Annotated in this window: 9 protein-coding genes and 1 pseudogene; 2 read left to right on the forward strand and 8 right to left on the reverse strand. The window is 57.9% G+C overall.

Features of this window, described 5'->3' with window-relative positions:
- Positions 1 to 82: 82 nt before the first annotated feature.
- The 4 genes from I6F36_RS37920 to I6F36_RS37935 all read right to left on the reverse strand — a co-directional run bounded on the left by I6F36_RS37920 (position 83) and on the right by I6F36_RS37935 (position 4,767).
- Complete coding sequence (locus I6F36_RS37920; RefSeq protein WP_225143835.1) at positions 83 to 667, reverse strand: DUF3141 domain-containing protein; 585 nt, start codon at positions 665 to 667, stop codon at positions 83 to 85.
- A gap of 1,220 nt (positions 668 to 1,887) precedes the next feature.
- A complete protein-coding gene (locus I6F36_RS37925; RefSeq protein WP_225143837.1) occupies positions 1,888 to 2,865 on the reverse strand; it encodes a threonine/serine dehydratase in 978 nt (325 codons plus the stop codon).
- Positions 2,858 to 3,634 carry a cupin-like domain-containing protein gene (locus tag I6F36_RS37930; RefSeq protein WP_081494001.1) on the reverse strand — a complete coding sequence of 259 codons (777 nt, stop codon included), beginning with the start codon at positions 3,632 to 3,634 and terminating at the stop codon, positions 2,858 to 2,860. The genes I6F36_RS37925 and I6F36_RS37930 overlap by 8 nt, the downstream gene beginning before the upstream one ends.
- 482 nt (positions 3,635 to 4,116) lie before the next feature.
- Positions 4,117 to 4,767 carry a hypothetical protein gene (locus I6F36_RS37935; RefSeq protein WP_225143838.1) on the reverse strand — a complete coding sequence of 217 codons (651 nt, stop codon included), beginning with the start codon at positions 4,765 to 4,767 and terminating at the stop codon, positions 4,117 to 4,119.
- Positions 4,768 to 5,375: 608 nt separating this feature from the next.
- Here I6F36_RS37935 and I6F36_RS40125 point away from each other — a divergent pair.
- Together I6F36_RS40125 and tnpB are read left to right on the forward strand one after the other, a co-directional pair.
- A complete protein-coding gene (locus I6F36_RS40125) occupies positions 5,376 to 5,675 on the forward strand; it encodes a transposase (RefSeq protein ID WP_063710717.1) in 300 nt (99 codons plus the stop codon).
- Positions 5,651 to 5,953 carry an IS66 family insertion sequence element accessory protein TnpB gene (gene tnpB / locus I6F36_RS39955; RefSeq protein ID WP_225131468.1) on the forward strand — a complete coding sequence of 101 codons (303 nt, stop codon included), beginning with the start codon at positions 5,651 to 5,653 and terminating at the stop codon, positions 5,951 to 5,953. The genes I6F36_RS40125 and tnpB overlap by 25 nt, the downstream gene beginning before the upstream one ends.
- 234 nt (positions 5,954 to 6,187) lie before the next feature.
- Here the strand turns inward: tnpB and I6F36_RS37955 are convergent.
- From I6F36_RS37955 to I6F36_RS39960, 4 genes and pseudogenes are all read right to left on the reverse strand, one after another.
- Positions 6,188 to 7,467: pseudogene (locus I6F36_RS37955) on the reverse strand (ISNCY family transposase).
- Positions 7,468 to 7,814: 347 nt separating this feature from the next.
- Complete coding sequence (locus I6F36_RS37960; RefSeq protein WP_225143839.1) at positions 7,815 to 8,114, reverse strand: hypothetical protein; 300 nt, start codon at positions 8,112 to 8,114, stop codon at positions 7,815 to 7,817.
- A gap of 284 nt (positions 8,115 to 8,398) precedes the next feature.
- Positions 8,399 to 8,698, reverse strand: a complete 300-nt coding sequence (locus I6F36_RS40130) for a hypothetical protein (protein ID WP_225154088.1) — start codon at positions 8,696 to 8,698, stop codon at positions 8,399 to 8,401.
- Complete coding sequence (locus I6F36_RS39960) at positions 8,668 to 9,102, reverse strand: Hsp20 family protein (RefSeq protein WP_346656711.1); 435 nt, start codon at positions 9,100 to 9,102, stop codon at positions 8,668 to 8,670. The genes I6F36_RS40130 and I6F36_RS39960 overlap by 31 nt, the downstream gene beginning before the upstream one ends.
- Between the last annotated feature and the right edge of the window lie 909 nt (positions 9,103 to 10,011).

Consider the following 10,011-nt stretch of genomic DNA (forward strand, 5'->3'; position numbering starts at 1 on the left):
CCCCTGTGGATCGCGCCGACGCCGGGCTCGTAACTCCGGTCGGGCTACGCCCTCCCTGCGTCACGAGCCCGGCGAAGCTCTCTCATCCTGATTGACGCTCCACTGTCACCCTGATTGCCGCGCGGCAGAGCTGACTATCGTGCTCGTGGGCTCCCACACCCGCAGTGTGTCCCGCACGAGGAGGGATGATAACAAACGGCCGACGACGGGAGTAATCGACCGTAACATCTTGCGACGGGATGATGCGCAGCAATACGAAGTTGGACTTTACGGGAAGATCCCTTCCGTCCATGATCTTCTCGTACTCGTAGAAAAGAACCGGCGGACAGCCTGCCGCCTCATGTTCAAGGAAGAGGTCGCCGCTCTCTCGGAGAAGATCGATTAGCAATATAGCGCGCTCGCCCGCGTCGCGGATGTATTCACGCCAAGAAACGCCAAGCCGTCCATCGTCACGCAGGTTCCTCAGATCTTTGGCTAGACGTTCGCCGCTTGCCAAGAGCTCGGGTAGGCGTGTAAAGACCATTTCGCAGCCGCGCTTGACCCGCAGTATCCAGGCAACTTGTAGAATGTTGATGGTCTTCGCGCCCTGTTGGACCATGCGATCAGCGTAGATTCTGAATGGGCTGCCGGTGAGCGCGTGCTCGAATTCTGCACGTTGCGCTTCCATTGACTGGCCAGGTTGGAGCGCTGGAACGAGTCAGACATGGCCTGACCTCCTCTGTTCTAGAGTCGATGCCGCCCCGTGATACTGAATTGCGCTGTGGTGCCGGATTGCCTATCTATGGCGTCTTTCATCCGACAAACTGCTCGCAAGCTAGGTCAAAGTGTGACCAAGAAAGCACGTAACCTCAACAGGACGTTTTGCGAGCAGGGTGACTTTCCACGACGTTCCCAGATCTCTCGGTGCAAAGCCGATGCCAGGCATCTTGTTGCTGCCGAGACGAAGGATGGCCGCGCAACTTTCGTCCTCCTGTTCTGCTGCACAGCGTTTGTCCGATTGAGAACCAAGCTTGTCAGAGATCGGACGCTGTGGGTCGTCTTTGTTAGACAGCCACCTCGCATGCCTAGGGAGCATTCCCCGGGACCACCTATTATTTCAGATGGGTCCTGCTCAATCTTCCAAACTTTCGACCGGTCGCCCGTAGCCATCGCCTCAAATATGTTCGTCTCACACATGAGCGCTCAATCAGGAGGCGAGTTGGCACATTGGTTGCTATTACGGTCTATGACGACCTGGTCCGCTCAGCGCAGTCAGAGATTGCGCCTTCCAGAATGATCTCAAACATGGAGTTAGATCATGGCGAATGAGACGAGACTACCCGTCACCAGGAAGGCTAGTGAGCCCGCGTTTTTTCCTGAAGCATGGCGCCCACTCGAGGCATTGCGCAACGAGGTGGATCGCTTGTTCGAAGACTTCTTTGGCGGCGATTTCTGGCGCCGCTCGTTCCCCCCGCACGCTAGTCTTGGAAGGTCGGTTGCCAAGAAGGTCGCCGCAAGCCCCGCAGTGGATCTTAGCCTAGCCTAGGATTACCCCTAGGGCCTGCAGCCCTCGCCTTCGTCAAACAAGACGGTCCTCAATGGAGGAATACGATTGGTTGGCGAGTGTGGTCTGTTCGGAGTCGCACTCTGGGTTCCCCGGGGGCGGGCTCGTGTCCCCGGTTCAGCTCACCACTGGGTCGGTAAGGTGACAATCGCCTGAGCGCTGGATTCAGGCTGGAACGTGCCGTGCAAACAGCAATACTTCAATTACCTTATCTCGTAGGCTTATTTGTGCGAGCTCGGCTAGGATCGATAGTTTGCGAGGTACCTACGATCGTGCTCTAATCGCGGCATGCCACGCCCCGTTCGTCACCGCACGCGCACTGAAGCCGACAGCCGGCCGCTCTGTTAGCAGAGGATTGAGCATAGCATCTCATAGGAAATATTACCGCCGCAAACCACGACGGCAACGTTCTGGCCAGCGTATCGCTCCGCCGTCTTCAGATAGCCGGCTACCGCCACTCCTGCGGCTCCTTCGATTGCCATCCTGTGGCCAGCGAGCACGAGCCGAATAGCGTCCACGATTTCGTTTTCTTGAACCAGGACGCACTCGTCTATGAGATCTCTAGCGTAATTGAAAGTGATGGCCTCACTTTCGATGCCGCCCGCAGTACCGTCCGACAATGTAGGGTTCTCGCACACATCCACTATTTCTCCAGCCTTTAACGCAAGATACAGTGCCGGGGAATTCTCAGGCCAGCAGCCGACGATCCGGAGCTCAGGATGGAGGGGCTTGAGATAACTAGCGATGCCGCTGATAAGGCCGCCGCCACCGACCGATACAAACACTGCGTCTAGCCTAGGGCATTGCCGCTCAAGTTCAATGCCAATGGTGCCCTGACCCACGATAACGTCTAAGTCATTATAGGGCGAGATGTATGTCCTATGTTGGACGACCGCGACTTCGCGCGCGTGCGCTTCGGAAGTAACAGCATCCGCGCCGAAAAACTGCAGCTTGACGGATTTGTACTGCTCAAGAGCGACGATCTTGGATTTCGAGGCAGTCGTGGGCAGAAATATGGTCCCGCGTGCCTTTAGCGCGGAAAGGCTATAGGCGACGCCAAGTCCATGGTTCCCCGTTGACGAGGCGATGACGCCTCGGGCGAGATCGTCTTTGGAGAGGGACAGGATCTTGTTGAGAGCGCCGCGGACCTTGAAAGATCCCGTGTGCTGAAGATTCTCGTACTTGAGCCACACCTCCCCTCCCCCGGACAAACCCGAAAGAATTGGGGAACGGTCGACGAAAGTCTCCCTCACGAGTGATCGGATGCGAGCTTCAGCCGCAACTATACGACCAACAAGGCTTGCGCCAGCGCCCTCAGGCATGCCCTTCTATCCACCACCAGTTCACAGCAACGTTCAGGCCGTGAGACCGAAGATAGTGCCACCACCCCTCGGGAATGTAAAGAATATCGCCACGACACAATACGCATTCGAAAGGCCGCGCGTTCAACAATCTCGGAAACCGATCGAGATCTGGAAGGCGAAGGTTTAAACGACTGAAGTGACGATGCTTAGGATGGTCATTATATGGGTAGAGATTCCTGCGATCCGCCGGCGGGAACAAGGTAATATGCTTACGACCGCTTATCATTGCATACAGGTTGTCGTAGGAATCGTAATGCAGCTTCGAGGCGTTACGGCCAATTCCCATCCATAAGTATGGAGGCCTCATTATCTTCGCGAGTGGGGCGAACGGCGGACGAACGACATCACCCACAAGTTCAGGGAGATACCGCAACGTATCAATCTGGGCGAGATAATAGGTCGTTTGACTGGCTACGTCGCCATAGAGCAGATAATCGACGAAGCGGCCGAAGGTCGAGTGGGTTTGATCTTTGCCAATTCGCTCTGGGACTGCGAACTCTTTGTCCGGAGAGAATTCGATGGGCACCCGCCTATGGCCTGCTGCTGCCTTTAAGTAGCCGGAGCTCCAACGTTCGATAGCCCCCAAGGTCAATGCCGCGCCTTTGATGACGACCGGAAGCGCCGGACGCACAAATCGTCGATAAAATTCCTCTGCACTCGGAGTAGCGATGCTTTCGATCGATTGCGCGGTCTCCAGCCACGCTCTGTTAACCACGGACGGATTCATGATCGCTCCTAAATTTGAACTCTGTCGCACCGAGTGGAGGAGTTTCGTCTATGACTTCATCACTGTGGCCGTTCTGCTTAAGGTCACGCCTATAAAGGATGTCCTGGTTCAGCTCTTCCGTGGCGTAGTGACCTCCAGAAACGGTTACTATCGGGGTCCTCCTCGATCATGCGAAGCAACAGCCGGCACATCGATTCTGGCGGTGAGAAGGATTCGCTTAGTCGCCTCGATGCGATGGCGGATGAAGTATTCCTCATGGAGATATGCGGTCGGACCTCCAAATTCAGGAGGAGGCCCACTCGCTTCTCGGATGGAGTGAGCACTGTACTACTTCACAATTCTAGACCGCCTGGAAATCGCGCCACCATCGGGCGGCCACCGTTCCCAGCTCACGCGCCACACGCGCTGCAAGTACAGCCATTTCACTCCCTTCGTCGCGTCAAACGCGCTGCACGATCAGCCCGCAGTTCCTCATTCCGCAACTAGCGCGCCGCACGATCTGCGAGGTCGGCCCGCAACTCCTCGTCGCGCAGGGAGCGCGCTGCACGATCGGCCCGCAGTTCCTCATCCCGCAACGAGCGCGCCGCACGATCTGCGAGCTCGGCCCGCAACTCCTCGTCGCGCAGGGAGCGCGCTGCACGATCGGCCCGCAGTTCCTCATCCCGCAACGAGCGCGCCGCACGATCTGCGAGCTCGGCCCGCAACTCCTCGTCGCGCAGGGAGCGCGCTGCACGATCGGCCCGCAGTTCCTCATCCCGCAACGAGCGCGCCGCACGATCTGCGAGCTCGGCCCGCAACTCTTCGTCGCGCAGGGAGCGCGCTACACGATCGGCCCGCAGTTCCTCATCCCGCAACGAGCGCGCCGCACGATCTGCGAGCTCGGCCCGCAACTCTTCGTCGCGCAGAGAGCGCGCCACGCGAACGGCCCGCAACCCTGAGCGAGCTGCACGATCGAGACGAGCACGGGACAGGTTCTCGTCGCGCAATGCGCGCCTCGCCCGCGATCTCGACACTCGTGCGCCAGAGCGCGTCGTGAGGTCGATCTGGTCTGCCACATCCTCGAGCTGCTCCTGGAATCTCGCCGTGATGACCAGCAAGTCCTGCGATAGATCCACAAGCGTTTCATAATCCATTGGGTAATTCTCCGTTAGTTACTGACGCAGATTGGTTGGCGAGTGTGGTCTGTTCGGAGTCGCACTCTGGGTTCCCCGGGGGCGAGCTCGTGTCCCCGGTTCAGCTCACCACTGGGTTGGTAAGGTGACAATCGCCTGAGCGCTGGATCCAGGCTGGAAGGTGCCGTGCAAACAGCAATACTTCAACTACCTTATCTCGTAGGCTTATTCGCTCGGTTAGGGATAGATAATTGCGAGGTACTTACGATGGCGCTCTAATCACGGCATGCCCGCCTCCGGCGGCCAGCGCTCGCGATCGAGCCGCGGTTCGTCACCGCGCGCGCACTGAAGCCGATGGCCGGCCGTTCAAGATCACGTTCGGCGAGATGCGCGAGATGGGATTGCGCCGCATTCTAGTCCACTGCCATTGCGGTGATCACATCGCTCTGAGCGCCGATCGCTCGCCAGACGATATTCGCTTGTGTGATGTCAGCCCCTCGGGGCGGCAACAGGGGAGCTGAAGTCAGGCCGGATTTCGAGAGGTACGCATCCGAAGGGGGCCGTCTTGCGTGACGGATGGTAATTCGCGAAGCGTGTGACCTTAAGTCTAGCTTTAAGGTCGTCAGGCGATGCGGGTCGAGGTTTTGGGCGGACGGAAGCGGCGGCGGCGCTGGTCGCAGGACAACAAGGCGCGGATTGTCGAGACGTTAGCGCCGGGCGCGAAGGTGACTGAGGTTGCGCGTCGCAACGGAGTAGCGGCCAGCCTGGTGTTTACTTGGCATCGACAAGCACGGACGTCGGAACAAGTTGTACCATCTTTTACGCCGGTGCAGATCGCCGCCGTGGCGGATCGGCTGAGGAAACTCCGAAGCTTTTGCCTGCGGTTGAGGGCGGAGTTCGCTCCGTGGCAGCCGCGCGTACTGGATTGATAGAGATCGATCTCGGCAACCGATGGTGCATCTGGGGGGATGCGCACGTCGATCCGAAGGCGCTGGCGCAGGTCCTCGATTGCTTGGATGCCGATGATTGCTATACGGGGAATGTGCGAATGTGGCTCGCGACAGGCTACACGGATATGCGCAGAAGCTTTCCGTCGCGGGCACTCCAAGCGCAGGAGGTGCTGCACAAAGACCCGCTCAGCGGTCATCTGTTCGTCTTCCGCGGTCGCCGCAGCGACCTTGTGAAGGCGATCTGGAACGATGGCTAGGGAGCCTGCTTGTTCACAAAAATACTCGAGAGAGGGAAGCTCATCTAGCCATCGGTTGCCGGTTATAGCGCGACAATCGGGATGAGAACGCGCGTATTGCCTCACATATCGATGCTCCCGGGCGCGATTGGTTGCCTCATTTATTTTGCTCCTGGCCTGAGTTGAGGAGGAGGCCGGGTGCGGAGATGGCGGGGTTTCGGAGCGTCCGGCCTCCCTCCGCAGGCACCTCGCACGTCATTGGGGCGTTGTCACCTCATACCCTGGCGGCATTTTCTCACTTGAAGCGAACAGAGCGCATTCGCTTGCTCGCCGCGCCAGGATTTCCGCCGATGTTGAAGGGTTCGAAGCTTGATCCGGATAGGCTCCAGGATACTCCACCTGCAGGCGCGAGAGCAGTTCGCTGCCACTCCGCCAAGGCTCGGCTTCAAACCATTTTCGCAAATCTGGCGTTGCCCGGATGAGCGGGTCGGGACGACGCCGGCCTCTTCTCGCCTTCACGAGTAGCCGATCCGTTGGTCGCATGGCTCCGTCCTTCCAAGCTGTGCGTAGACTTGCCAGGAAACGATCGATCGAGTGCGATGCCGCAGCAGGGCTGCCGATTGGTTGGGTATCCGCGAGGGCCGCGAGGCGTTCCTGCCCGTCGCGAATGTCGCGCAACAACGCGACCGGATCGAGAACGGCATAGATTTCTTGAGATGATGGCGGACAGCATCAGGCGTGCGGGCGTCTGCTGCCAGGTGTTGGTGAGGCGTTGCTGACGCGCGGTATGTCTTGCGTACACGAGCACCGTCGCAAGACGTTCACGAACAGCCGCGCTGATCGATACACTTCGGCCAGCAGCTCGGCCGCTTCCAGGCCTTCGAACCTACGATAGCCGACCATCCTGCGCACGACGGCGCCGTTCTTTTGCTCGACGAACGCCTGGTCATTCTTCCGGTAGGGACGACAACGCGGGGAGACAATGTCGGCCGCTTCGCAGTAGGCCTTCAGCGTCTCGTTCACGAACACGGTATCATGGAACACTGCGACGCAGGGAATGTGCTGTGTGCCGCCGGCGCTTGCGACCTAATTTTTCTCGGACCTGCACCAATGCGCGATCGATCGTCGCAGCGCTCATCGCCAAAAGTTTGGCACGCATCTCAGGGGCAAGGTCGAGGTGCCCGTGGCGTTCCATCGCCTCGATCAGCGCAGGCATTAACGCCCTCAGTCGCTTCCCGCAGATCCGGTCTTATGCTCCCAAAGCAGCACAAAGCGCGGTGTGTTCTGCTTCATTGTAGATCCGACGTCGCCCCCGTCGGCCTTGGCGTGCGTCTTCCTTGTTTCGAAGTAGACGCATCGCATGCTTGCGATGGGATCCGGTGATGTCGACGAACTCGTCCAATATCCGTGCCTTCTTCGCGATCCGAACGCCGGTAGCGCACGCCTGCCGCCGCCGTCATGAGGTTGCGGGCGCGGGCCATCAGATCGACCGGTCTTTGCAGACGCACACCTTCAACGTCGTTACCCGACAGCATATCAGTGAGCCGTTCGATGGCCCAATGAGCGGCTGCGCTGAAATCCCGAACGTTGAAAAACGATTCTGTTTCGGGAGCGAACGTCTGGCCCGGTACGAAGAGCCTTCATCATGCCCGTACAATCTGTCCATGGTCGTCGCGCCCCTCTAGGCTAATGTTCGCTGTCGCCGGACCCCACGCTTTGCAGCTCGGCAGGTGTTCTCAGTCATCTGTTATTGAGTTGTTGGAACGACGGAAGCATCAGGACCGGCGAGCATTCGGAAAGCCCTGTCATTAGAGGGGCCTAAATAGCCGGGCGCGTTGTTGTACATCGTGGAGCAAACGACGTGCCAGAGCAGTATATCTTTCTAAACAACGCGCACCTCCGAATCGCTGCGTTCCATGTCCGACTCGTCGAACATCCGACAACGGGTGTAATCTAATGGACGTCTGAGTGTATTCAAATCGCGCGTATATGACGCTTCATCAAATGGCGCGTGCGTGAGCCGCCAGTTTTTGCGCAACGTCTCGGCTTGCGCATCAGGAGTTTCCATTCCGTCATGCGCTTCACGATGAACCGGACCGTCGCCGGTCGACCCGCAGTAGCGGATAAGGCCAAGGAAGACATCTGGCTCTGCTCCTGCGTTGCCCTTGCCGATGCACTCCACCTCCGGAGCCTGGAACGAACAATACTTTAAGCAGATGGCCTAATGGCTGAGCTCCGCTCGAGGCCTGCCTCTTAATATCCCGGAGCCGTCACTGCCGACTTCCGTCTTCTGCACGCCTGCTTTGCGACTTGGTGCGATACACGACGATAAGCGCCATTGCTCTCGAATCTCTGAGACTCAGCGGTTGATCAAGTTGACGATGCCATGCGGCTTACTTGAACCGGTGCGCCAATCTCAAAAGTCACTGTTCGAAACAGTTTCAAAAGTCACTTTTTGAAGCAGTTTCAACGTCGTTGACGAGAGGCCGGCGCGCTGACATGAATCCAGAGCAGGATATTGGCTGCTCTTTGGATTGTGGTGTGTGGCGTCACGAGAGGAGGTCTTTGCTCGCGATAAGATGTGTACGCATGAAAGGCCGCCTCACCGATGCTGGGGACTTGCAGGATGAGCGAGGCTGGGGGCACAGCCTCGCCCCAGCGAAGCCTTAGGCCGCCTTGACGTTGATGGTCTTGGCTGCCTTCTTGCGCCTCTTCGGTCTTCGGTAGAACGACATTCAGTACACCGTACTTAAAAGTGGGCTCGATCTTGTCGGAGTTGACGCCGTCCGGTAGGGCGAAGAGGTTTCATCTCGCTTGTCGCCCCTGATACTAAGACCACCATGAGTAAGCTTGACTGCGATATTCTTCTGGTCGAGGTTAGGTAGTTCGACCGTTATCTCGTACGCATTGTCGCTTTTGGTCACGTCGACCGCCGGGGCCGAAAGCTTCTTGCAAAGATCGCGTTTGAGGCGCGCGAGCGAGCGGACTGGCTGGTTCCAAAAGCGGCCACCGAGATCGTCGAAAATCCGATCGATCTCGCTTCTGAATGCCGAAAATGGTTGCCATATCTCGCCCGCGACGGCGGGATCGTTGGTCGAACTTCGCGACAGGTCTTTGGTTTCAGTTGCCGTGATCAATTCTCCATGGAAGTTTGACGCTTTCGGTCGCAAGAGAATTAGTCGTGGCCGACCGGCCGCCAGTTGATTTCGTCCAATAGGTGACGACGTTGCTGACTTCCTGGGCAGTCCGCGACGTGCAGCGCGCCGATAGTCCGTATAAGAATAATCGGCCTGCCAAAAGCTCTTTCACCTCGGAGGGAATAGCGCGCGATTTCACGTCGGCGAATTGCTCACCTTTGCCGCAGATGACGGGCCCGCTTTACATATTATCTGTCACTTTCGTTAAACGATTTCGACCAGAGCCGCTCCGCGAAATCCAGATGGCACTTCATTACGTCCGAGAGAGTTTTGGAATTGGCAAGATTCTTCAGAAGATTGGCCTGAGCGTGCAGAGAGGAAGCAGCCAGCTTTGACCGTGTTTCAATGCCGCACCGAACAGGTCTGTTGTCTCCGGCTGATGCCCGGGCGGCCCGTTCGCGCTCTGGATCTGACTTCCGTTCGCGTTTCTCGTACTCGGGACTTCTCGCGGGCATTCAACGTCTCCCCGTCTGAACAGGATCGCAGCGCGCTGCGTGGTCTAGATGCGACCAAGAGGCTTCGGAAAGTACCACAACCGGCAACATGGCGAACCTATCTCATTTGGTAGCGCTTGCTCAATCGGGATCGCTTAAGCGGATATGCACGGGCGAGCTTGGCTGTCTGCTCGGCATTGACAATGAAGACAATTCCTATCGATTAGCTTAGCGTCGCGCTTCCGAGCGCGAGCGTCGCAAACGTCCATGACTAGGTGTCTGGTTCCCGCAAATGAACTCATGCACGATCCATTGTTGCTATTGCGCTATGGATGTTATGTAACGCGCACGCCTGCAGCAGGATGCGCGATATTTCAATCGATCAGCCTGACCTCGACGGCTCTGTACTTCGAGCGCTGTTTATTGAAACGAATACCGAAAGTCACGC

This window comes from Bradyrhizobium sp. BRP19 (assembly GCF_020194195.1).
GTDB lineage: Bacteria > Pseudomonadota > Alphaproteobacteria > Rhizobiales > Xanthobacteraceae > Bradyrhizobium > Bradyrhizobium yuanmingense.